Origin of the sequence: Halomonas pelophila (assembly GCF_040196315.1) — a bacterium.
Classification (GTDB): domain Bacteria; phylum Pseudomonadota; class Gammaproteobacteria; order Pseudomonadales; family Halomonadaceae; genus Halomonas; species Halomonas pelophila.
In genome coordinates this window covers 237077-260380 of sequence record NZ_JBEGCI010000004.1, presented here as the reverse complement: position 1 = coordinate 260380, position 23304 = coordinate 237077, and the positions used below count along the sequence as shown (strand labels likewise).

The following is a 23304-nucleotide window of genomic DNA, read 5'->3' as shown; positions in this document are numbered from 1 at the left end:
TACCCCATGGTACGCCGAGGCGGCGTGTTGGCTCGTGCGAGAACGCAGCCGCGTGAGGTAAGCGATAACGTCGGTTGTGCTAAGGCGGACCTAGTCCCAGCTGTTTTCGTAGTCCTCCCAGTAGCTTCCGAGGTCGCGCTCCTCGGTGAGGTCGTAGAGCTGGTAGCGACGATTGAGGCGCGCGCCACCGTCGCGGGTGAGGGGCTGCCAGGCGATGCTGGCGCGGTTGCGGCTGGAGCGGACGAAGAAGGCGTCCATGGGAATGGAGAGGTAGAGCGCCTTGTCGAAACTGCCCTCGCCGAAGTCGTCGCCGGCATCGGTGAAGGTGGCCCAGGCGCCGACGCGCACGCCGTTGTCGAACTCGCGTGACAGATCCAGGGTGGTGCCGAGGTCGCCGGCGAGGTAGCGCCCCACGCTGACCTTGGCCAGCACGTCCTCGATGCCGGTCTCCAGATAGGCGCTGAGGTGACCGGTCCAGGTGTCGTAGTCGCGTAGGCCGAACTGCTGGTCGAACTCGCGTTGGCGCACCCAGTTGAGGTCCGCCCCCAAGGCCAGCGGGCTGTTGAAGGGGCGGTAGAGCAGCTCGCCTCCCGCGCCGGCATACATCATCTCCAGCAGGCCGCCGTAGCCCATGGCGTACCAGTCATCGCCGAGCTGGGCGGTCCGGGTGTACTGCAGGTTGCTGATGCCTGCGTCGGCCTCGGCCAGGTAGTCGCCGATCAAGGTGCGCACCCGCGGCAGGTCGGAATCGGCGATGTAGTCGTACTCGTCAAGGTTGTCGGCGAGAGTGGCGGTCAGGCTGCCTGAGAACCAGCCATTGGGGTCGGTCGCATATTCCGCTGATGCATAGGCCGAGAGGCGGTAGAGGTAGCCGTCCGGGCCACCGAAGTTCTGCTCGATGGCGGGGCCAACCGACCAGCTGAAGCGCTGTGGCTCGGCCTGGTAGAGCAGCTCCCCGCCGGGCTCATGTAGGTTGGCGTGGGCATAGAGGCCGTAGCGATGGTCATGTGATTGCTCGCTGGAGGCAGTCGCGGCGGTGAAGGTCGACCGGTCGTGCACATCCTCGCGCAGGGCGAGCCCGCGGTTCTGCCAGCGGTAGCGGAAGGTCGCTACTGACTCGTCGGCATTGGCGGCGAGGATGCGACCGGCGCGTGCCTCGCTCTTGGCCAGGTTGCGAAAGGTAGTAGGTTCGCCGGTCACGGTCAGGTCATCACCCTGTTGGCGAATCTCGCGTACGCGGATGCCGGCGTTGCCTCGCAGGGCGGCGGCCACCGCCTGCCAGTCCTGTTCCGTCGGGGCATTCAGCGGCCGAGGCGGGGGATCGCGCTTTACCTGGGCGAGCCCCGCCAGATTGGTCGAGAAGCTCACCCCGGCCATGGCGGTATTACCGCGCTGCCAACCGGTACGCAGCTCGATTTTGTCGGTGAGCCGGTAGCGGGCCCCGAGATTGACACGCGAATCCTGGTCCTGGACGTTCTCCTGGGGCTCATTGGCGTAATCGTTGCCCTCGACTTCCAGCTGGAGCACCAGCGGCTCCCAGGGAGTCTGGTACTCCACGCCGCCAAAGACCGCCATGGGGCCGCGGAACAGCTGGTCCAGGGCGAATTCACCACCTTGATCGCCGCCGGCATCGTCCGGACGGTCGTCGAAACGCTCGTCGAGCCAGCCCAGTGGTGAGCCCACGTCGCCGGCGTTGCCCAGGTAGCCCCAGCCCAGTCCCAGGGTGACATCGAAGTCGTTCCAGCGTTTGCTGGCCACCAGGTACTCCGCCCCGAACTGACTGGTGCCGCCTGCATCCCGCAACCCGACAGCCAGCTCGGGCCAATAGCGGCTCTCTTCGTGCAGGCGCAGCTTGGCGTCGATGCCCTTGTCGAGGTAGTCACGCTCCCCGGCGATGTTCGGCCCGTAGCGGCGGTTCTCGACCGAGACATAGCGAAAGCCCGCCTCCAGCCAGTCGGTGGGCTGCACGAACACCGAATAGCGACGATAGGGGGCGGTGCGGCTCCAGTTCGCCGCGAAGTGGCCCGGCTCGCCCATGCGCGCGGTGGGCGTCTGCATCAGGCCGACGCCACCGAAGTCGCTCTGGCCGGTGCCGAGGCCAGAGCCGAGCGCGGGCGCTGCCGCGACGGTAAGAGGAAGAAAAGTAGAAAGGAGAAAGTAGAAAGTGGGCTGCCGCATCGTGCTTCCTTGTGTGCCTTTTCCCTTGCTCAACATCTAAAGCCCCTTTGTACTTTCATCGTTCTTGCTTTCTACTTTCCTCTTTCTACTCATTCCCTTGCCCCCAAAGCACGCAATCATCACCCGGCAGGCGGGTGCCGAGCCAGGCGGCGAGTTCGCGGTTGATCACCTCGCCCTCGCGGGTTCCACCGAGTCCACGTTCGGGTAGCTGGACGACGACACGGGCGCCGGGGGGGAGGGGTGCATCTTGATGGTTCCAGGCGGCGATGCCGAGCTCGTGCTGCTCGCCCAGGGGCGTGATCATCACGGCGGTATCGATATCGCGGACGGCACCATCGGGCAGGGCGGCGAAGGCATCATCCAGCGTCATTCCGGGCTGCCACGCCAGCCGCTTGACGCCATCCCGTGTCCAGGCTTCGATCCAAGGCGGCGGCGCACAGGTGCCCAGCAGGGTGATGGCCGCCATCGCGGGATTTTGTCGCAGGTCGCTGGCCAGTTCTGGTAGCCCCAGCGCTTCTGGCGAACGGGCGGGGAGTGCGTCTTGCGCTTCCAGCGCCTGCGCCCAGCCCGCCAGGCCACTGGCGCTTTGACGGTCCCCGTGGGCGGTCACTACTGCCGCCAGGCCTTCCAGTTCGGCCACTAGACGAGTCTGGCGAGCTTCAAGTCTGGCGCCATCGCTGGCGCGCAGCGCATAGCTATAGGCCCAGTCGAAGGGCGGCTGGCCATTGGCTTGACGCTCTTCTTGCCATGCCAGCCAGGCCTCCACCAGGGTGGGCGGCTCCGTGGCGGGCTGGGCCTGAGCAACAAGAGGCAGGCTGGCCAGCAGGGCAGCCAGTAACGCGAATCTGTGCATGAAAGAGGGTGCCTTGCGTATTACCACCAGTGACGAGCGACCTGCCACTGCATTGTCGGAGCGCCGGGCCAGGGCGTTTCTCTCACCGCCCAGAGACGGCGAGTGGCCGGGTCGCGCCAGAAGGTCGAGGTCGTCGTCTCGCCGCTGGCCCAGTCAAGAGACGCCTCGCAGCGCTCCAGTGCCCGGCTGCCCAGGGGAAGCTCGACCGTTTCGATACCTGCGCAGTGCATCTCGCCCTTGGCCTCGCCGCGATGTACTTGCTTCTCGCGATCCTGCCAGTGGCGCACCAGCGTGTAGGCGTAGGGGGTTTCCTGGCGCCAGGGATAGGATTCACCGTGCCGGGGCTGATCATGCAGGGGCGTGCCATAGCGTGTGCCCAGCAGGTCCTCCGCCAGGCCAGCGGTGGCGTGCAGGCCGCCATCGTCAAGCTCGAGCACGCCGCCTTCGCGCGAGGGCCAGTAGCTGACACTCCCCGCCCGGGCGCCCATCACCAGCAGGCCCTGCACATCGCCCAGGCGTGCCGAAAGCGAGGCATAGGGGATCGAGGCGGCCCGTGCGCCGGCTTTCTCGCTCGTGGGGATCAGGGCCTGCAGCGAATCTCCCAGTGGGGTGGTACCTGAACTGGAGCAGCCGACCAGTAGCGCCGGCCACAAGCACAACAAGACCGCCCGCAGGCGGCCTCGAGGATGACCTGTGCGTAGACGTTCTCGCATGATCAGTTGGTGCCGGTAGTCCCCGTGGTGCCGGAGCTGCCACCATCATCACCGCCGCCGACGGCGCTGACGCCGACGCCCACGGCCACGGCGCCGGCGACGGCCAGGCCGGTGAGGGCCGCGGTGGAAAGGCCGGTGGCGGCGGCCAGTCCGGCCAGGCCGCCGGAGGTGGCGGCACCACCCGCAGCTACTCCGGTTGCGGAGGCCGCGCCAGTACCGGCCCCGGCACTCGCCCCGGCGCCCGTGGCGGTTTCCGCCTGGGCCAGTGCCAACGGGGACGCCAGCATGCCCATGATGGCGATCGATGCAGCAGTCTTGTTGAACATCCTGTCTCTCCTTTCGCTCAGCGAGCCTTACGTCATGGTTTTCAAATCTGACGAGTCAGTGGGCCACATAGTAGGACCTGAAGACGAGGATGTCTTGGCAGAAGATTAAAAAATTCGCATGTCTTCAACCAATCGTAAGCGACTGCCCGTATGGTCTGTAAGAGATATCGTACAAATGGTTTGGGCCGGGCACCCTCCGGTAGATATTTATCGCCGGGGCCTGTAATGTCCTCTCGCGTTTTCAGCCGTGTTTTTCAACATCGACAGTCAGTTGCGCGTTGTCACGCAACGCCGGGCCTCGGGGATGCGCCATGACACCTCGGGGCGGTAGCGTGCTCAAACGCCATGGTCACCTCCTTTACAGGCTCTTCCCCATGCGCGATTCCAGACCCATCAAGCTGCTGCTGGCTTTGAGCGGTGCCATCCTGATGTCCGGTTGCGCCTTCGCTCCGGGCAGCCATTTTCAAGCTCACACCGAGAGCGCACCTATCGACGACCTCGTCGATATCGAGCCCATCACCTTGGGGTTGATCAACGCCCAGCGCCCGGCGCCGGATGCCGACAGCGTACGCGAGGCCAGCGAAGCGCAGCGTAGAGCGATCCGGGGCTACGATTACCGTATTGGCAAGGGCGACGTGCTGAGCGTCATCGTCTACGACCACCCCGAGCTGACGATCCCCTCCGGGGGCGAGCGTAGTGCCGAGGAAGCCGGCAATACCGTCCATCAGGACGGCACCATCTTCTACCCCTTTATTGGCCGCATCGAGGTGGAGGGCAGGACCGTGATGGAAGTCCGCGACGAGATCGCGCAGCGTCTCGACCCCTTCATCGCCGAGCCCCAGGTCGAGGTGAAGATCGCCGCCTTCAATTCTCAGCGCGTCGTCGTCTCTGGCGAGGTCGGCGAGCCGGGGCGGCTCCCGATCACGAATGTCCCCATGACCGTGCTGGATGCGCTCAGCCTCACCGGAGGCCTGACACAGCAGGCCAACTGGCATGGCGTGCAGCTCACGCGGGATGGCAAGACGCGTACGCTATCGCTCTACGCCATGCTCAACGAGGGCGAGCTCAGCCAGGACCTGCTGCTGCGAGATGGCGATGTGCTGCACGTGCCGGACCTGGGCAGCCAGAAGGTCTTCGTGATGGGAGAGGTGGGCGAGCCCCAGGCCCTGCCCATGGGTCGCTCTCGCATGAGCCTGACCGAGGCGCTCAGCCGCGCCGGTAGTTTCAATGAGGCCCAGGCCGACGCCAGCGGCATCTTCGTGTTCCGCCGCGAGCCGCAACGCAGCGACAAGCTGGCGACCGTCTACCAACTGGATGCCCGCAACGCCGCCGCCATGGTGCTTGGCACCGAGTTCCAGCTCGAGCCCACCGACGTCGTCTACGTCACCACCACGCCGCTGGGCCGCTGGAATCGTGTGATCGGCCAACTGCTGCCCACGGTGACTGCCGTCTATCAGGTCACCCGTGCGGCGAATGATGCCAACGACCTGCGGAATGATATCTGATGTTCCAACGTATTCTGGTGGTCTGCACCGGTAATATCTGCCGCAGCCCAGTCGCCGCCGCCATGCTGGCCGCGGCCCTTCCCGGCAGGCACGTCGAATCCGCCGGCCTGGGCGCCCTCGTCGGCCATGGCGTGGAGCCTACCGCCGGGCAGCTCGCCGAAACCGATGGCCTGTCTACTGACGACCACCAGGCTCGCCAGCTCACTGAAGAGATGCTCCAAGCCGCCGATCTTATCCTTGTGATGAGTGAAGGACAGCGCCACGCCGTTGCCGATCTCGCCCCGGAGGCGCTGGGCAAGACCATGCTGATCGGCAAATGGCTGGACGGCGGCAAGGGACAAGAGATCCCCGACCCCTATCGCAAGAGCCGGGAAGTGTTTGAGCATGTGCATGAGCTGCTGAAGGAAGCGACGGGGGAGTGGGTGAAGCGGCTTTAGCGGCTCGAAGGAGCAAGGGATCAAGGAGGCAAGGGGTCAAGGGGTCAAGGGGTGCCCCGGTCCTGGTTTCCTTGCCCTTTTATATCTTGCTCCCTTGCTCCTTTCATCAAGGCATACAGCATGCGAGACAGCTCGCGGGTCTCCTCGGCCCATTGCTTGCCTTGCTCTTTTCCGATGTAGCCAATCTCCATGCCGATATAGATCTGCGTCCGAAGCTCACCGCATGAACCCTTGGCATAGCTCAGGAAACGTGACTTTTCCTTCATGCTGTCACGCTCGTAGCCCTCAGCGATGTTGCTGGCTATCGAAAGTGATGAGCGTGTGATCTGGTCTCGAAATCCAAAATCACGAGATCCCTGGAATGAACGATAAATATCAGCACAGAGCCTGGCAGCGCGCTTCCAGGCGTTTAAGTCTTCAAATTTCATCTTGAACACCGGTCAGTCCCTGAGCTTTCAAAGTAGCAGTATGCTCGCTGTCTTGACCCCTTGCGCCCTTGCCCCCTTGACCTCTCTCGAAGTGCACCCATGACTGAACACACTCAGAACCCTTCCCGCACCACCGCGCCAGCGGATGATGAGATAGACCTCGGTCGCCTCTTTGGCCTGCTGCTCGACCACAAGTGGCTGATCATCGGCATCACAGCGCTCTTTTCGGTGATCGGCGTCGCTTATGCCCTGCAGGCCACGCCAATCTACCGAGCCGACGCGCTGGTGCAGGTCGAGGATAACGCGGGGATGAGCAATCCCCTGGAAGACGTGAGAGCCATGCTGGGCGAGCAGCCGAGCACTGATGCGCAGCTGGGTATCCTGCGCTCGCGCATGGTGCTCGGTCGCGCGGTGGATCAGGAGCGGCTCGACGTGGTGCTCGCGCCGAACCGTTTCCCGATCATCGGTGATTTCCTGGTGCGCCGGGGCGTCGAGCGCCCCGGCTTCTCCGAGAGCAGCGTCTGGGCGGGTGAGGCGATCAATATCGGTGACTTCCAGGTCGATGCCCCGCTGGTAGGCGAGGTATTCACGCTGACGACTGGTGCCGGGGGGCAGTACCGCCTCAGCCTGGAGGGCGAAACGTTGGGAAAGGGCGAGATCGGTCAGGACAGCTCCTTCCTGAACGGCCAGGTCACTCTTCGGGTGGCCGAGATCATGGCGGCTCCGGGCGCCGAGTTTACCCTGGTCAAGCGTTCTCGCCTGGCCGCCATCAATGACCTGCGTTCCCGGTTCAGCGTCAGCCAGCAGGGTAGCGACAGCGGCCTGCTCGATCTGGCGCTGACCGATCCCGATGCTCGCCGGGCGGTACGTACCCTGGATGCCATCAGCGAGATCTATCTGACCCAGAACATCCAGCGCCAGAGCGCCGAGGCCGAGCAGAGCCTGGACTTCCTGGAGGCGCAGGAGCCGGAGATTCGCGAACAGCTTCGGGGGGCGGAGGAGGCCCTGAACGCCTACCGCACCGAGCGGGACAGCGTGGACCTCTCCCTGGAGACCCAGTCGATCCTGGAGCGGCTGGTCAATCTCGAGGCCAAGCTCAACGAGCTGGAGTTCACCGAGGCCGAGATCTCCCGGCGCTTCTCCCCTGAGCACCCGACCTATTCGGCCCTGCTGGACAAGAAGCAGCAACTGGTCAAGGAGCGCGAGCGCCTGAACCAGCGGATCGAGAGCCTGCCGGAGACCCAGCAGCAGGTGCTGCGCCGTACCCGCGACGTGGAGCTCAACCAGGAGATCTACCTCCAGCTGCGCAACAAGATCCAGGAGATGAAAATCGCCAAGGCCAGCACCGTGGGCAACGTGCGCATTCTCGACGAGGCCGTGGTGCAGCCTGAACCGGTGGCGCCGAAGAAGCCGCTCATCGTGGTGTTGGCGACCCTGCTGGGTTGCATGGTCTCGGTGGGCCTGGTGCTGGTGCATGGCCTGATGCGCCGCGGCGTGGAGTCACCCGAGCAGATTGAGGAAATCGGCCTTCCCGTCTATGCCAGCGTGCCGCTCTCTGATGAGCAGCAGAAGCTGATCAAGCGCGTGAAGCACCGCCGCGAGCGACAGGGTCATGATGTCGTGAGCGGCATCCTGGCCGCGAGGGCACCGGCCGACACCTCCATCGAGGCACTGCGTGGCCTGCGCACTAGCCTGCATTTCGCCATGCTGGAAGCTGGCGACAACCGCCTGATGATTACCGGGCCGAGCCCCGGCATCGGCAAGAGCTTTGTATCAGCCAACCTGGCCACCATATGTGCTCAGGGCGGCCAGCGGGTGCTCGTGGTGGACGCCGACATGCGCAAGGGCCATCTGCACCATGCTTTCCAGGGTCGCAGCGAAAGCGGTCTCTCCGAGCTGCTCTCCGGCAAGGCGGATTGGGAAGGGGTGGTACGCGCCAGCGGTATCGAGAATCTCAGCTATGTGGCGCGCGGCACGGCTCCGCCCAACCCCGCCGAGCTGTTGATGAATGCGGACTTCACGGCCTTCCTTGAACGGGCCAGCCGAGAGTTCGACCTTGTGATCGTTGACACCCCGCCGGTGCTGGCGGTGACCGATGCCGCCCTGGTCGGCAAGCAGTGTGGTACCAGCCTGATGGTCGCCCGTTTCCAGCTGAACCCGGCCAAGGAGCTGCAGGTCGCCACTCGGCGCCTCGAGACTGCCGGCGTCACGCTCAAGGGGGCCATCCTCAACGCCATGGAGCGCAAGGCCGCCACGCGCTACGGCTATGGGTACTACAACTACGCTTACCGCTAGCCCTCAAGACCCGATCAACCGGGGCATTGCTGCATGAGTATCGTCACCTACCGGAGACAGGCCACCCTGCTGGCGCCTACGCTTCCTGCTTCCTCCTTCCCATGGCGCTAGAGTCGCGTTTCGCGCTGGCGTACAATCCTTCCCCCGTAAACGATACTTTACCGCGCGCGTCGGACGGTCTCTCTCGGCGGGACGCGCACTGCATGCAGGGTTCGAGGACATGCCCGGGATAACCTCCGGGCGGTAGCGTGCCCGCTACATGGCTGAAGGAAGCTCCGAGAATGAACAACTCACCAGACGGGCCGGCATCCCGTTACGCCAGCGATGATGAAATCTCCCTGGTGGATCTCGCCAAGATCCTGATCAAGCGCTGGAAGCTGATGGCGGTGACCTTTCTGGTCATCGTGCTGGGTGCCTTGGCCTACGCGCTGATGATGGAACGTACCTATGAGTATGTCTCCCTCTATCAGGTGGCCGAGCAGGCACCTACTGATAACCTGGAAAATGGCGCCCTCGAACCGCCCGCCACGATCGTGGCCAAGACCAGCAATCTCTACCTGGGTGCCGTAACACGCCAGATCCTGGATCAGGAAGAAATGGAATCCTTGCCATTCGAGACCTCCGTCAGTAATCCGGAAGACACCCTGCTGGTGAAGCTGGCATCGCAAGCGGCCGAAGCCAATGCTCCTGTGGTCGAATCCCTGCATGGCCAGGTGCTGGAGCATATCAAGACAGACCAGCAGGCCCTAATCGAGCGCCGACGCGAGGCCATGCAGCGCCAACTCGAAAGCGCGAATCGCTCGCTGGAGCTTGCCAAGGAATCCACGAGCCCCTCTGCGGCGGAGCTCGTGGCAAGTTACTCCCAGCGCGTTTCGGATATCCACGATCGCTTGGCGCAGTTGCAAGAAGGGGAGGTCGTGCAGACTGCCGTGAAGAGTCTCAAGCCATCGGGAACCAGCCGAAGCCTGGTGATGGCGCTGGCTATTGTGCTCGGTGCCATGCTGGCCGTGATGGTCGCGTTCTTTATGCAGTTCGCCATCGCGGTACGGGACAGCTTTATAGAAGAGGGGTAAGTGTGACCTTGAGCAATTCTGGGTCCACTTCTTCGCGCTGATACGTGATGTTATGATAACCGCCTGCTTATCGGTTCTGGTCAATAGAATCAGTAGGTTATGGATTGCGCCTCACAGATATGTGGGGCTTTTTTGTAAAAATGTGGCTATGTTTTCGAAATGCTAAAGTCCACAAAAATGTGGTTTTTCTCGGTTTATCTTGCCCAGCAACAGTGGACATCCCGTTAAGGCAGTACACTGAACGAGGTGTCCCATGGCAAAGCGAGCTATTCCGGTGAAGATGCAGCGCGCCCGTTACTCCGATGCCTACCGCGAGGAGGCTCGCTGACCGCGCAGGTGCCGCTGCCCGTGGATTAGGTCTACAGCCCAGCCAGCTCTACCAATAGCGGAGCAAGGCTCTGCAGCAAGAAAGCACCTCAATTTGCGAACAAGACTTGGCCGACGAGAATGCCCGGCTCAAAAGACAGTTAGCCGAGAAGTCGGAAGAGCTTAAAATGAAACCAACAAGCATTTTGTTCTTCACCGATCTTAACGGAAGAGCATCATTATAGACCTATAGCTAGTCCTTCAGGTGGGAGTTGAGTTCTTCCAGAGTGGCGTAATGGAAGCGGCGAATCGTAACTTCCTTAATCGTTCGCTCCATGCTCGAGACCTGCCCACTGGCCCAATGATGGGATGGCTGACTGAGGTGTTGCTCAATACTGTGTCGATGATATAACAAGTCGAACCGATGCGGTTTATGGACTTCTGTTACTGGACGCTTTGCTAATTGTGCAGTGTTATCTGTCAGTGCGGCATGAACCTGATATTGCAGTTGTCTAAGTGCATCATTAATGATGCAGATCCCTGGCAAAGTCACCAAGCCTTTTGGCACCAGTCAAGTTTGTATACTCCGTGACCTAAAAAAGTCGACCATTCAATTTTTAGGATACACGATTCGTTTGTACTGAAAGATGAGATAAGCGCCAGTTTAAGCCGTTAAAAATTAATAGGAGCTTCATGGTATGAAAAATTTTCATCTTACGATGATAGCGCCTAAGGTTGAAAGAGTGTTTGCTAAAGCATCTAGTGGCGCAGTTGGTAATGTTTTTAAAGGAATGGCCACCCTTGCAATTGGAAGTAGTGTTGCCAAGTTAATTGGTATAGCTTCCATCCCTATTCTGACAAGAATATATAGTCCCGAGGATTTTGGGGTTTTATCTGTTTTTACTGCTTTGGTAATGATGTTATATCCTGTGGTGACGATGCGGTATGTGCTAGCTATTCCTCTGCCACGATATAATGGCATAGCATTTAATATTCTTTTTCTTTCAGTAGTTATAATGGTCGGGAATACTGCGATAATTAGCTTGCTGCTGTGGATGTTTGGCGATCAAGTTCTACCTTTTTTCTCAATGGCTACTCTTTCCTCTTGGTGGTGGTTGATCTCACTAGGTATACTGGCAGCAGCAACATTTGAGATATTAACTTTGTGGGCTACTCGTGAACGCGATTACCGAATTATTGCAAAGACTAATATTTGGCAAAGTGTAGTAAGTACTGCGGCAAAGATATCGCTTGGCTTGGTTTTAATTAACTCAGGAGGGCTGTTGATTGGCCAAGTTGCTTCCTATGGAGTGGGGGTAGGCTCTATTTTTAGGAGATTTCAAGGAAGTTTTAATAATAATTGGCGACAGTTAAGTTTTTCTCGAATACAGAAAGTGGCGTGGAGGTATCTCGAATTTCCAATTTTTCGTGTTCCTTCTCAGTTTTTAATGGTCTTTGCTACACAGTCCCCACTCCTTTTCATGGCAGCACTGTATGATGCAAGTGCTACTGGACAGTTAAGTTTAGCATTGACAGCCATAGGTATACCAATTCAACTTTTTGGCCATACTGTAGCCAAATCGTTCTACGCTGAAGCTGCAAGTTTAGGAAATAAGAAGCCCCATGAAATCCGAAAAATGGCTAATTCAGTGGTGGTAAGGCTGGCTTTCTTCTCAATCCCTCCCGCTTTGTTTTTGTTTTTTTCTGCTCCATATTTGTTTGAATTGTTTTTTGGAGAAAAGTGGGAGTTGGCTGGCGAATATACTTCAATTCTCGCCATTTATTTAGTTTTCCAGTTTGTTCAGGCGCCTGCAGCTTATATATTTTATATTTTTGATGGACAGAAGCAGTTACTATACTTGAGCGCGCAGCGAGCCCTTCTTCTTATGGCATGCTTTGGGTTTTCATATGTCATGGGACTGGCTGCAGAGGAAACTATATGGATGTATTCATTAGTTTTATCAGCACATTATATTCTAAGTATTTATTACTCACTTCGGTTTATACCGAATTAAATTGATGCCAGAGGTTCTGATGCTAAAAATTGAAGGGTCGCAAAAGCTTGAAGGAAGCGTTTCAATATCTGGAGCGAAAAATTCGTCTTTGAAGTTGTTGGCGGCTAGCCTGTTAACAGAGGAGAGAGTTACTTTATTTAATTATCCAGCGAAGCTTTTGGATGCGAAAATCCATGTAGAGATGCTTGAAGTTCTAGGAAAGAGCGTATCCCATGTCTCAGAGAGTTCGATTAATATTGTTGAGAAAGATGGAAAGCCCATTACTTCTCTAGAATGGCAAGAAAGATCAATTCGCAATACGCTGCTTGTGTTGGGTGCGCTTACAACTCGTTGGGGTGAAGGGCGTGTTCCATTACCTGGCGGCTGCAAGTTAGGCGAACGCAAGCATGATATCCACGTGATGTTGCTTGAAAAAATGGGAGCCACGATTTGGGAAGAAGACGGGTATCTTTGTGCGTTAGCTCCAAGAGATGGGTTGAAAGGTAATGACATTCATCTTCCTATGCGGTCTACTGGTGCAACAGAAAACGCCATTATATGTGGAACTCTAGCAAAAGGGGTTACTAGAGTTTGGAATCCACATATACGGCCGGAGATATTAGATTTAATCGATCTCTTAAAAAAAATGGGCGCAAAAATTCAAGTTTTTGGTCAAGAGCATATTGAAATTACGGGAGTCGAAGGTCTTGCTGGTGCGGAACATTCCGTAATTGCGGACAATATGGAAGCTATTACTTGGTTAATAGGCGCGGTCGTTACTAACGGTGATGTCGAAATATTGGATTTTCCTTACCGAGACTTAGATGTAGTCCTGGCGCACCTGAAATCAGCTGGGGCAAAGATTTATTACGGTGAGAAATCGCTTATAGTACGCGGTAGTAATTGCTATCCGATTGAGATAAGTACTGGCCCTCATCCCGGTATTAACTCAGATGTACAGCCTATCCTTGCATCATGGGCAGCAAAAGCAAGGGGTGAATCCCGCATAGTGGATTTGCGTTTCCCTGGCCGGTATGGATATGCTCAGGAGATGGCGAAGATGGGGCTAAAACAAAAAGTGTGTGGCGACATGCTTTTAATAGATGGTCAAGGTGGTAGGCTTCAAGGGGCTGAAGTTAAAGCATTGGACCTCCGAGCTGGTGCCGCTCTCGCTTTATGCGGTCTTATGGCTGAAGGAGAAACATTCATTGATGATGCTTGGCAAATTTCCAGAGGCTACGTTGATTTCGTCGAAAAGCTAAGAGCCCTTGGAGCTACTGCCGAGTGGATCAAATGATGGGTTACAATATATCGCAGTTAGAAAGTTTGTGTCCAAGTGGCTTTGAGCGTAATACGTCTCTTGCAGCCATTAGCAAATGGCGGATAGGAGGAGATGCTGATATTTTGCTGCGTCCTCAATCAGTAGAGGAGTTAGCGAAGCTTCGGTCTTGGTTTCATCAAAATTCCATTCCCCACCTTATAATTGGGTCTACGAGTAACTTACTCTTCGATGATGAAGGTCTTCGTGTGCCTTGCATTCAGATAGGTGAAAGGATGTCAGGCATACATATAGCTGCTGATAAAGTCTATGCCCAAGCAGGAGCATGGGTTCCGAAATTTTCAAGGAGGTTGATGAATTCCGGTTTGACGGGGGGAGAACATGTTTGTGGTATACCAGGAACTATCGGTGGTCTTGTCTACATGAATGGAGGTAGTCAGCGAAGAAGTATTGGGAGTAATATTGTTTCCGTTGAAAGCGTAGACTCAAAAGGCGATATTATAACTCGTGAAGTTGACGAATGCGAGTTCAGCTATCGTAATTCAGTTTATCAAAGAACTGAAGAAGTAATCACCTCGGCATTATTTGATTTTAATATTGGTGAACGTCATAGCATACGAAAAAATATGCTTTCAATACTAGCTGAACGGAAGAGAAAATTCCCTCGTGGTCAGCCTAACTGTGGTTCTGTTTTCAAAAGCGATCCAGATATGTACGCTGATATTGGCCCGCCGGGTAAAGTAATTGAACTTTTTGGCTTAAAAGGCAAGCGGGTCGGTAAAGCTTGTGTCTCTTCTCAGCATGCTAACTTCATAGTAAACGAAGGAGGGGCGAAGTCTGCCGATGTTTTGAATTTAATAAAAGAAATTTCTAATTGTGTTGTCAGAGAGAGTGGTTATCGCCTTGAGTCGGAAGTTTTGTATGTTGATCCGGTTGGGAAATTAATGCCTGCTAGCTCCTTCTTCATATAATAACATTCTGTCGCTTTAATTTATGTTTTCCGGTAAAAAAATAAGAGCAGGTTCAATTGTTCTTGTCTGTAATGCAAGTTAAGTTATAATTTTTTTACCTGCATTAATCCTGATGATAAGATAACTATAGAAGTCACGCTATGCTGATAGGTAGAAATTCTCCGATTTATCTTTCATACTTTTGATGGTTCTTTATCGCCAATCCCCAACGGCCAAAATGTTGAAAATTCAGACATAAAAACTCTTAAAATGGTTTTTGAATGATTTTATTTATAATAGGTAGTTTTTCGGGAATAAATAGTGGTGCCGGGGGGCATTATTACTCGCTAATGCATGTTGCGAGAGAGTTAACTGTCCCTTATAAAATCGTAGTAGTTGGTGACTTTTTTCCACCGGCCTATTATGGGGAAGAAGATGTCTCCTTCTTTGAGGTGAGATTGGGAGAGGGGGTGGGAACAAGGTTTGAGACTGTTGTGGATACTTCGAAAATTGATGTTGTTCATGCATATGACCATATTTCAGCAGTATATGCGAGTAAAGTTGCGGTAAGTTTAAAGGTTCCATTGCTAGTTACAAAGGCCGGCGGTCCACCTTTGCCCGCATTATTTTCTCTCCATAAGAACATCGTAGTCTTCCACGAAGAAGATTTTCAGTTTTTCCAAAAGAAGAAGTTCTGTAGACCCAAAAGCTTGTCGCTGATACCTCAGCGTGTTTCACATCCAGGTGATGTTTCTGCTAATAGGAAAGATCCTTTTTCACGATTCGATGATTGCCGAGTTAAAGTCATTAGAATTGCAAGGCTGGATCAGTTTTATGAAGAGAGTATTGTCCAGGCTATAAGCTTGGTTGAAAGGCTGGAGTCTGTATTTGGTGAAGATTTAGTTTGTCTTGCCATCGTAGGGAAAGTGAATGATCATAAAGTTTTTCAAAGGTTAAAAGATTGTGCTTCTCACCATGATAACGTTGGTTTTTTTACAGACGATGAATTTGTAACAAGGGCTTCTGAGTTGATACCTTTTGCGAATGTTGTTGTCGGCACGGGAAGAAGTTTCATGGAAGGGCTTTCGTATTGTAAGTTTGTTTTCTTTCCTGTCGGTGGATCTAGCATCCCATGTTTTGCAACAAACACAACATATGCAAAGGCAAGTTATAAAAACTTTTCTCCCAGAGTTTCTGTTAAAGATGGCATAGATCCAGAAGATGCTTTTAATTTTTACTTGAAATTGGCTTCTAGTGATGATGGTGTTGAGATGCAGAAGAAGTGGGCAAGTGAGACTTTTAAATTAAATCACTCGGCGAGAAAAGGCGCTGAAGAATTGGTTTCTTTATATAAAACCTTAAAAAATAGAGAAAGGTGTTACAATTATTTTTTTAAGCTTTTGGTTTTTAAGTTCTACGCCTTTTGCAAAAAAACTAAGTCCGCGATAAATAAGATGCCCTTGTCGTAATATTCCTTTTGCTTCTTAATCGGCTCCATCGAATGTTTATATTTTCTGAATTTGTAGAATAACTGCAGTTCTATGGAACACAAGCTAGAGGCATGAGGGCCAGCGCGGGTACCCTTCTCAACTCACCAATGAGACGGAGTCCGCCCCACCAACCTCGGCGCTATTACGCGATGCTGACAGGTGTGATCTTACCCAACAGCAGTTAACACCTCGGTAAGATAGTGCCTTGGGACGATGTGATCCATGGCAAGAAAAGCAACTGCGGTGAAGAAGACCCTTACCCGCTGCTCTCAGTATGATATTACCCAGCAATCGTGGACATTGATAAGACAGTACTTCCCAAGGGAGAGAACTTCAGAAAGGTCATCAATGTCGAGCTAGGCAAGCTGGTCAACAAGTTGGATAGGCGCCCACGAAAAGACCTCGGTTATTCAGCACCGAAAAAGGTGTTTTTGGTAGAATGCTCAGTAGCCATGGATATCAAAGGCGCTGCGGTTTTAGATTGTAATTTTGGCTATTAAGCAAATCTGGATCTACCAAATTTAGCTGTTATGAAATACGATATTTTCTACTTAAAAGTTCGTATAGACTTTCCGCAAGAGATGGCTACATGGTTTGTATCAAAATTTAAAGGTCAATAGTATTAGGCTTGAATGAGATAATTTCTTATGATGTTTTAATCTTTGGTCGTTATATTTTAATTTATGGTGTTTTAATTGATAAATTTAGCCTTTTTCGTCTTTTCTTTCAGGGTTCTCACGATTGGTTTGCCTTTGGGAGTGGTTGGCTATGCTTCTATACCAATAATTTTATTTTCTAGCTTAATGTTTTTTCTTCATGCGGCGAAAGATAAAATTGAGTTTGGCCTTTTTGCTTTAATCACATCCCAATACTTACTAGTTGCCATATTGGTTGTTTCTTTTATGGTTTCTTTGTTAAATGGGTTTCCGGTGAGTGTGTCATTAGAGAATATTTTAAAGTTTTTGCTTTTCATTGCTGTTGTGCATTTAGGATACAGGTGTGGAGGTGATGTAAGAGCAATAAAATATTTTAAGATTGTTTTCTGGATACTGGTGGCGCATGTCTTCTGCGGAGTATTGTTCTCAATTTTAGGGTATGGTGTAAATGTACATGGCTCATCTAGAGCCGCTGGAATAGCAGGGGGGGTTCAGATATATGCAAATATTGTCATGTTGCTTTTTGTTCTCTCTTGCTCTTTAATCTACTTTCGTTCAAATTTATTTAGTAAGAGGTTGTTGTATCTTTCCGTTTTTCTTTGTATCTTAGCCTTTTTTTATTCATCCACATTGAAGAATATGCTGGTTGGAGTTTTTGTCTTGGCCTTGATTTCATTGTTATCAGTAAAAAGAGCAATATGGTTCTTAGCTTTTTGCGCATTTGTTTTTGTTATCACGAAATTTTTCTTAGCTGGTGTTGTCGAGGATTTGACTATATTTAAGAGGCTTCAGGATATAATGGATGGGGGTTTTGATACTAGTTTAAGTCCCGGGGAGGAACTTGACTCATCGCTAGTTTGGAGGATTATGCACTGGAAGCTTCTTTTATCTGATTGGGTTGAAAATCATTTTCTTTTTGGTGCTGGTTTAGGTCAGAGTGTAAATCTGGATGGTTTGAAAATGCCTTCTGGGGATGGGTATGAAGCGCACTCTGATATTGTCGCTTTTTTGGTAGAGTTTGGTGTGGTACTTTCCCCTTTATTCTTTTTATTTGTTTTAATCCCTTTTTTTGTTGTTCTCCACTGTTCGATTAAAGAAAAGAACCCTATCTTTTCTTCAGTGTTTATGTCTTCACTATCAGTTCTTTTGTCTTCTTTTGGTGGGAATGTTTTTTATTCATTGGCAGCACTTTATTTCATGTGGTTCTTCATTGGATGGGTGATCGGTAATATGGATAAGAGAAGGAGCGATAGCAAAGTTAAGAAAGGAGCGATGACATAGATATTATCACTATATGATGAATTGGATAATGCACTAACGTAATGATCCGCTCCACAGTTGTGCAGGCTATAATGTAATTAACAGGAAGATGCGGGCTGGTCTTCAGCAGCAGGCACTGTTCGGACACGGTGAAAGCCGATGGCCTCATTCAAGACTTCCCTACGTCCTGAATACCGGAGCAGAATGGTCTAGTCGAACTTTTCTTCCAGTCTTTGAAAAGAGATTGCATTTAGCCCCATTTCTCTTTGAGCCGCGGAGCTAAGCCAAGACAGTGGTCGACCATCGGATTCGATATTACGAAGAAAAGCGCCCACATCAGTCTGATTTTGCCCAGCAGAAGTGGACACCCCGTCAAGGCAGTACACTGAACGAGGTGTCCTATGGCCAGGCAATCGACTCCGATGAAGAAGAAACTCATCCATTACTCCGACGCCTACCGCGAGGAAGCTCTCACGCTTGCTGATCGCGTAGTCGTTATCGCTGTGACTCGTGAGTTGGGTATACAGCCCAGCCAGCTTTACCAGTGGCACGTTAAGGTTCAGCAGAAATAGAGTTCGTCTGACTGTCAGCTATCACTGGCGGATGAAAGCGCCCAGCGGAAGAGACAACTAGCTGAAATGCCAGAGGAAATGGCTATCATAACAAGTGGCGGTGTATTTCGCGGAAACCTGAAGTGAAGTACACCTTCATATACGGCCATCGTCAGGCGTTCCACATCCAAGACACTTGGCGTCGCGCCCAGTGTGGAGCAGGAAAAAAGCATGAAAAACCGCTCTACCACAGACTTCGTGGCAATTAATCAGTGGTTGCTAATGTTTTCATCTACTAGCTTACCCTCATGGAAAACTCAATGCTGACACCATTTCTTATACACCACTTATCGATCGTTCCCGACTTTCGCTAGGCTTGGAAAGTGCAGCATCAGCTGTCGGATATACGGTTTTTAACCGTCTGCGCGGTGATATGCGACGCGGAGTGATGAGATTGAGGATTTTGGCAACGCGAGGCTCGACTTCCCACTAGTACGGCGATTTTGAGGCCGGCGCCCCCAGCCATGACACTTTGGCCAGGAGATGGCGCTGGTCAATACAGATCAGCTCCAAAGCGCCTTTGCCGAGTGGATGATGGCTTGCCACGACGTAACAGAAGGCGCGGTGGTGGCCATCGACGGGTCGGCAAGAGACGCGCTATCACATCGCGAGAGATCTCTTAGCTACGAGTGACCAGGCTTGAAAGTGGTGGGTGTCGTCATGAGCTTCCGTTAGGAAGGTGACGACGCACCAGAGGCACCGATGATCCGCTACTACATCAGCTCCGCTGAACTTAGCGCCAAAAAGCTGGTGAAGCGGCCCAGTAGCATCGGCATGTCGAGAATAAACTTTACTGGTCCTTGGACGTGGCGCTTCGTGAAGATGTCTGCAAAATTCATCGCGGACAGGCGGCCGAAATCCTCGCCAGGGTCCGGTATATCGTGCTGAATTACCTGAAAGGGGAGAAGACATTCAAGGACGGAATTCGGCGAAAACAGAAGAAAGCGCCACTGGATGATACGTACCTTGCAGATATTCTAGGGATGTGAAATTTTCCATGCGCTTTCCCTGCGGCATGGCCCCCACTGTCACGCTAGTTGGAGTATCGGTGGCTGTTAGACTCTGAACCATATGGGGCGTAATGAGGTTCCGATGAAGTACTCCGACGAACGCCGAGAAGCCATCCTCAAGAAGCTGCTCCCGCCGCATAACCGCACGGTGGCGGAGGTAGCCCAGGAAGAAGGCATCTCCGCGGCGACGCTGTACAACTGGCGCAAGAAGGCTCGACAAGCGGGTCGCCTCCTGCCTGACCAGAGCGATGACCCCGAAGGCTGGAGCTCGCAGGACAAGTTCCACGCCGTCCTGGAGACGGCGGCCCTCAGTGAAGCCGAGCGCGCCGAGTACTGTCGGCAGCGCGGCCTCTACCCCGAGCAGATCCAGCGCTGGCGGGCGAGCTGCGAAGGTGCCAACAACCGTAGCGATGCCGCCTCGAAGCAGGTAAGCGAAGCCCGCAAGGCGGAGCGCCAGGAGAACAAGGAGCTCAAACGTGAGCTCCGCCGCAAGGAGGCGGCTCTCGCGGAAACCGCTGCGCTGCTGGCGTTGAGAAAAAAAGCCCGAGCGATCTGGGGGGACGAGGACGAATGATCAGCACTTCAGATCGCCAGGACGCCGTAAAGCTGATCGATGAGGCCCGCGCCGAAGGGGCCCGCCTGCAGACCGCCTGCGCAGAGCTCGGCATTGGTACCAACACCTACCGTCGTTGATCAGGACCGACGGCCTGAGGCCATGCGGCCTGTCCCGCGCCACGCGCTGTCGCCGGAGGAGCGTCTGCAGGTGCTGGAAATCTGCCATCGTCCCGAGTTTGCCAGCCTGCCGCCCGGGCAGATTGTACCGCGGCTTCTGGACGAGGAAGGCCGCTACGTGGCGTCAGAATCCAGCTATTACCGCATCCTCCGGGAGCATGGCGAGCAGCACCATCGTGGCCGCACTCGTGCCCCACGCCCCAAGGGCGATCCGCAGCGGCACCGTGTGACACGTTCCAATACCTGTTGGAGCTGGGATGTGACGTACTTACCGACCCAGGTGCGTGGGCAGTTCTATTACCTCTACATGATCGTCGACATCTACAGCCGCAAGATCGTCGATGCCGAGGTCTTTGACCAGGAGTCCATGGCCAACAGCAGCGAGGTCATCCAGCGCGCCGTGCTGCGCGAGGGCTGCATCAACCAACCGTTGGTGTTGCATGCTGATAATGGCTCCGCCATGAAGGGATCGACGCTCCAGGCGACACTGCAGCGGCTGAACATCACCCCGTCGTAGAGCCGCCCCCGAGTCTCCAATGACTGTCAGTCTTTGATTGCCGGGTTCATGATGAATCCGGAAGACCTGGTTCGAGTGGCTCACAGCGGCGCAGCAGTGGGTGACGCGCTTCGTGCACTGGTACAACCACGAACATCGTCACAGCGCCATTCGGTTCGTCACCCCGGGTGAGCGGCATGCTGGCCGTGATGATGAGGTGCTGGCAAGGCGTGCCATCTATGCCGAGGCGAAACGGCAACATCCCGGTCGGTGGAGCGGCTCCACTCGCAACTGGACACCGCGCCGGACGGTCTGGCTGAATCCGGACCAGGAAGCCCCGCTGGTTCAACGCGATCAGCGATTAGAAGCCGCCTGATTCCAGGTTCCAACAAGCTTGACAGGCATCGATGGTTGAACGGTTCAATTGCCGCATCAGCGACGTGCTTGCGACTCGGCGCTATACCTCAGGCGAGGATCTGGAGCAGACGATGAAACGCTATATGTAGCTGTACAATCACCACATCCCGCAGAAGGCGCTGTACCATCAATCACCGATTGCAGTGATCAGGGAATGGCAGGCTAGGCGTCCTGAGTTAATTGCCAAGCCGGTGGTCAATCACACGGGACCCGACGGATATGGAATATTACATGAAGGATTAAAAAAATGTCGAACCAATGTTTTCTAAACTGTAATTAGGTACTGATTGGATTTTTAGCTTGATTGTTTGATTTTAGATGGTTGAGTCATTCCACTCCTTTGGCGGTTATTTTAAACATATTAGTTCCTAGATATCCAGAGGAAAATTTAAATTGTCTTATTTCCGCTTTGTTACCCACGAGCTATATTATTTATCGGATGCGCCATGAAGGTTTTACAGCTAGTCAATGCATATCCAACAAAAGACAATGTTGTAAAAGGTGTTTTTATTAGAGATCAAATTGAACTTTTGCGTGAAAGTTTCCCTGATCTTGATGTGGATGTTTTAGTGGTCGATAAAGAAAAAAAAGGCATCGCTTCATATGCTTCTGCTTTAGTCTATCTACTAAGAAAGGGAGGTAGTTATGATGTGGTGCATGCACATCATGTTTTTTGTGGGGTTGTCGCTATTCTCGGTGGTGTAAGGAAAAAGTTAGTGACGTCTTTTTTGTCAGACTCATATAACGAGGTTATGCTGGGTCCTGTCTTCTTTAGAAAGTTTGTTTACTGTGTTGCTAGTCACTTCAGTAAGTGCAAAATATTTAAAGTATACCGTAATGAAGTTGACGGAGTAAGGTCTTTCTATTTGCCTAACCCGGTTAATACGGAGTTCTTTTATTCTATAGATAGAGATAGAGCGCGTGAGCTTCTGGGTCTAGAAAAAGGATCATTGTATGCACTTTTCGTAAGTGGGCAAAGTTTATTGAGGCCAGAAAAGCGATACAATCTTTTTTGCGACATAATCGATCTTTATAACAAGGAGAGTAGTAGAGATATAATTCCGATCCCTATAGCAAATGCTACAAGGGAAGAAATGTTTCTTTATTATAATGCTTGTAATTTCTATCTTTTGACTTCTGATTTTGAAGGTTCGCCCAATGCTGTTAAAGAGTGTCTGGCTTGCGGTACTAGTGTGATCGCTAGAGATGTTGGTTCTGTAAGGCAGTTGTTAGAAAATTTAGAAGGGTCAAGTGTTGTAGGTAGTGATGTACCAGAGGATTATATTGATTCTATAAATAAAGCGATAAACATCGAAAACCCTTCAGGTTGTACTGCTAGGCTACAAGATTTGAGTTTGGATCCTCTGTCATCTTCTCAAAAATTATTCAATATTTACAAAGGGGTAGTAAGTGCCTAACTTTCGTTTGACCTTTTTTGAAAGATTAAGTTTTCTCACTTCTAGTGTTGTGCTGATTGATGGAGGACGTGAAAAGGAAAAAGTAATTCATGACATGCTTTCAGCAAAGAGATGTATTGTCGTTAGTTTTCTAAATTACCATGCAGTTAACTTAGCTATTTTTGATGCTAGTATGATGGAGTGCCTCATAAGGTCAAACTATTTGTTTAGAGATGGTGTTGGTGTTGAGAAGTTCTTGGAAGCGAACTCTTTCTCCCCTGGAATCAATATGAACGGAACAGATTTAATTCCTTTGATTCTTGAGAAGAATGAGTCAGGAAGTTCTAGGCCTGTGATTATTTTAGGAGGTGATGAGGAAAGGTGTAAGTTAGCAAGTAAAAATTTAAAAGAATCTGGCGTCAATGTGATTGACTGCCATCATGGATACAACGACAATGGCTTCTATTTGAATTTATTGAGTAAATATTCAACCTGTGACCCTATCATTGTTCTTGGTATGGGAATGCCCAGACAGGAAAAGTTGGCGATTGAAATTTCTAATAAATTTGCTGATAGGAACTTCCTGATTGTATCAGGTGGAGCTATAGTGGATAGATTATCTGGTGATGTAAAAAGGGCAAGTGATTTTTTCGTAAAAAACAAGCTTGAATGGCTTTATAGGTTTTGTAAAGAACCTGCTAGATTGTTTAAGAGAATTTGTCTTGGTGGACCTTTTTTTGTTTTTTATTCTATAGTGTATACTATAAAAAATAGGATTTGTTTTTTTTCCGAAAGATGAGCCTTTGCTTTTTAATTAGTTTGGGTGGTCTGGTTATGAGCGAACTTTGAATCAGCTTAGGTTTTGCAGTGTGTTTTAGTGTTATTTTAAATCGCGAGA

At 52.7% G+C, this 23304-nt stretch carries 17 protein-coding genes and 3 pseudogenes; 15 read left to right on the top strand and 5 right to left on the bottom strand.

The window, feature by feature from the left end; all coding sequences use genetic code 11:
- Window positions 1-90: 90 nt before the first annotated feature.
- The 4 genes from ABE957_RS06215 to ABE957_RS06200 all read right to left on the bottom strand — a co-directional run bounded on the left by ABE957_RS06215 (window position 91) and on the right by ABE957_RS06200 (window position 4070).
- Complete coding sequence (locus ABE957_RS06215; protein WP_349757809.1) at window positions 91-2178, bottom strand: YjbH domain-containing protein; 2088 nt, start codon at window positions 2176-2178, stop codon at window positions 91-93.
- Between the two features lie 85 nt (window positions 2179-2263).
- Window positions 2264-3031, bottom strand: coding sequence for a capsule biosynthesis GfcC family protein (locus tag ABE957_RS06210; protein WP_349757808.1), 768 nt, complete (start codon window positions 3029-3031; stop codon window positions 2264-2266).
- Between the two features lie 20 nt (window positions 3032-3051).
- Window positions 3052-3690 carry a YjbF family lipoprotein gene (locus ABE957_RS06205; RefSeq protein WP_349757807.1) on the bottom strand — a complete coding sequence of 213 codons (639 nt, stop codon included), beginning with the start codon at window positions 3688-3690 and terminating at the stop codon, window positions 3052-3054.
- Between the two features lie 56 nt (window positions 3691-3746).
- The gene (locus tag ABE957_RS06200) at window positions 3747-4070 is read right to left on the bottom strand and encodes a hypothetical protein (RefSeq protein ID WP_349757806.1); all 324 of its coding nucleotides are present in this window, start codon (window positions 4068-4070) and stop codon (window positions 3747-3749) included.
- Window positions 4071-4444: 374 nt separating this feature from the next.
- Here ABE957_RS06200 and ABE957_RS06195 point away from each other — a divergent pair, with 374 nt between their 5' ends.
- Window positions 4445-5575 carry a polysaccharide export protein gene (locus tag ABE957_RS06195; RefSeq protein ID WP_349757805.1) on the top strand — a complete coding sequence of 377 codons (1131 nt, stop codon included), beginning with the start codon at window positions 4445-4447 and terminating at the stop codon, window positions 5573-5575.
- Window positions 5575-6012 (top strand): arsenate reductase/protein-tyrosine-phosphatase family protein, encoded by a 438-nt coding sequence (locus ABE957_RS06190; protein WP_349757804.1) that lies wholly within the window; start codon window positions 5575-5577, stop codon window positions 6010-6012. The genes ABE957_RS06195 and ABE957_RS06190 overlap by 1 nt, the downstream gene beginning before the upstream one ends.
- Before the next feature lie 44 nt (window positions 6013-6056).
- Here the strand turns inward: ABE957_RS06190 and ABE957_RS06185 are convergent, their stop codons facing one another.
- Window positions 6057-6440 carry a four helix bundle protein gene (locus ABE957_RS06185; RefSeq protein WP_349757803.1) on the bottom strand — a complete coding sequence of 128 codons (384 nt, stop codon included), beginning with the start codon at window positions 6438-6440 and terminating at the stop codon, window positions 6057-6059.
- A 99-nt stretch (window positions 6441-6539) separates the two neighbouring features.
- Here ABE957_RS06185 and ABE957_RS06180 point away from each other — a divergent pair, with 99 nt between their 5' ends.
- The 13 genes and pseudogenes from ABE957_RS06180 (at window position 6540) to ABE957_RS06125 (ending at window position 23205) form a co-directional block, all read left to right on the top strand.
- Window positions 6540-8735, top strand: coding sequence for a polysaccharide biosynthesis tyrosine autokinase (locus tag ABE957_RS06180; RefSeq protein ID WP_349757802.1), 2196 nt, complete (start codon window positions 6540-6542; stop codon window positions 8733-8735).
- A gap of 281 nt (window positions 8736-9016) precedes the next feature.
- Window positions 9017-9808 carry a Wzz/FepE/Etk N-terminal domain-containing protein gene (locus tag ABE957_RS06175; protein WP_349757801.1) on the top strand — a complete coding sequence of 264 codons (792 nt, stop codon included), beginning with the start codon at window positions 9017-9019 and terminating at the stop codon, window positions 9806-9808.
- A 311-nt stretch (window positions 9809-10119) separates the two neighbouring features.
- Window positions 10120-10299: pseudogene (locus ABE957_RS06170) on the top strand (transposase); the annotation flags it as partial.
- A 513-nt stretch (window positions 10300-10812) separates the two neighbouring features.
- On the top strand, window positions 10813-12129 hold the full coding sequence (locus tag ABE957_RS06165) for a lipopolysaccharide biosynthesis protein (protein WP_349757800.1): 1317 nt from the start codon (window positions 10813-10815) through the stop codon (window positions 12127-12129).
- Between the two features lie 4 nt (window positions 12130-12133).
- The gene (locus tag ABE957_RS06160) at window positions 12134-13405 is read left to right on the top strand and encodes a UDP-N-acetylglucosamine 1-carboxyvinyltransferase (protein WP_349757799.1); all 1272 of its coding nucleotides are present in this window, start codon (window positions 12134-12136) and stop codon (window positions 13403-13405) included.
- A complete protein-coding gene (gene murB / locus ABE957_RS06155) occupies window positions 13402-14358 on the top strand; it encodes a UDP-N-acetylmuramate dehydrogenase (protein WP_349757868.1) in 957 nt (318 codons plus the stop codon). The genes ABE957_RS06160 and murB overlap by 4 nt, the downstream gene beginning before the upstream one ends.
- Before the next feature lie 260 nt (window positions 14359-14618).
- Window positions 14619-15806, top strand: coding sequence for a glycosyltransferase family protein (locus tag ABE957_RS06150; protein WP_349757798.1), 1188 nt, complete (start codon window positions 14619-14621; stop codon window positions 15804-15806).
- A gap of 716 nt (window positions 15807-16522) precedes the next feature.
- Complete coding sequence (locus tag ABE957_RS06145; RefSeq protein WP_349757797.1) at window positions 16523-17764, top strand: O-antigen ligase family protein; 1242 nt, start codon at window positions 16523-16525, stop codon at window positions 17762-17764.
- A 380-nt stretch (window positions 17765-18144) separates the two neighbouring features.
- Window positions 18145-18315, top strand: coding sequence for a transposase (locus ABE957_RS18155; RefSeq protein WP_432765404.1), 171 nt, complete (start codon window positions 18145-18147; stop codon window positions 18313-18315).
- Between the two features lie 1131 nt (window positions 18316-19446).
- Window positions 19447-20968 (top strand): annotated as a pseudogene (locus ABE957_RS06140) (IS3 family transposase).
- Window positions 20969-20999: 31 nt separating this feature from the next.
- A pseudogene (locus ABE957_RS06135) lies at window positions 21000-21278 on the top strand (hypothetical protein); the annotation flags it as partial.
- Between the two features lie 177 nt (window positions 21279-21455).
- Window positions 21456-22427, top strand: a complete 972-nt coding sequence (locus tag ABE957_RS06130) for a glycosyltransferase (RefSeq protein WP_349757796.1) — start codon at window positions 21456-21458, stop codon at window positions 22425-22427.
- A complete protein-coding gene (locus ABE957_RS06125; protein WP_349757795.1) occupies window positions 22420-23205 on the top strand; it encodes a WecB/TagA/CpsF family glycosyltransferase in 786 nt (261 codons plus the stop codon). Before ABE957_RS06130 ends, ABE957_RS06125 begins: the two co-directional genes overlap by 8 nt.
- Window positions 23206-23304: the final 99 nt, after the last annotated feature.